This is a genomic window from Candidatus Termitispirillum reticulitermitis (assembly GCF_054655775.1).
Window position 1 is genome coordinate 1 of sequence record NZ_BAAIHG010000233.1, and the last position, 568, is coordinate 568.

General features: G+C 41.4%; 1 protein-coding gene. It reads left to right on the forward strand.

Going from position 1 to position 568, the window contains the following annotated elements:
- The coding region (locus AC1MDJ_RS08485) for a hypothetical protein (RefSeq protein WP_479690471.1) at nt 1-568 on the forward strand (568 nt) is incomplete at both ends.

The window sequence follows — 568 nt, forward strand, 5'->3', positions numbered from 1 at the left end:
GGTGGCAGTGCTGATGTAGCTGGTAGTTGTACAGCGTGGACTGGTTATAGTAATGACGACAATGTATCTAATGGGTTTGTGAACTATGGGGGACGGATAGAGAGCTATGGAAGTATTAGTGTAAATACAGACAAGTTTTATAATGTTGGGCATGAGATAACGGTAGGGAGCAGATATATCACAGAGATGAGGACGATAAACACGTATTTTCCTAGAGACGACAAGTGGAGACTTAGATATAAGGAATTTATCACAGGTGTGAACTATAACTATAAATCGGGAGTTATGTTAGCTGGTGGCGATATAGACATCACAGCGTATAGTGTTAGGAATATTGATTCAACTATATCAGCCAATAATGATATAGCTATAGTTGCGGATAGTGTGACGAATGAGACGAGTAGCGTGCTAGCTAAATTGAAGGAGGAGCACAGAAGGGCGAACGTTAGGCGTAGGCTTCGTGTTGCGATAGGCACTAGGACGTACGATGAGACAAGGTATGTTTATCAGAACGTGTATTCGTTAGAGAATGCGAAAATAGTTGCTGGTGGCGATTTATCTATAAGTT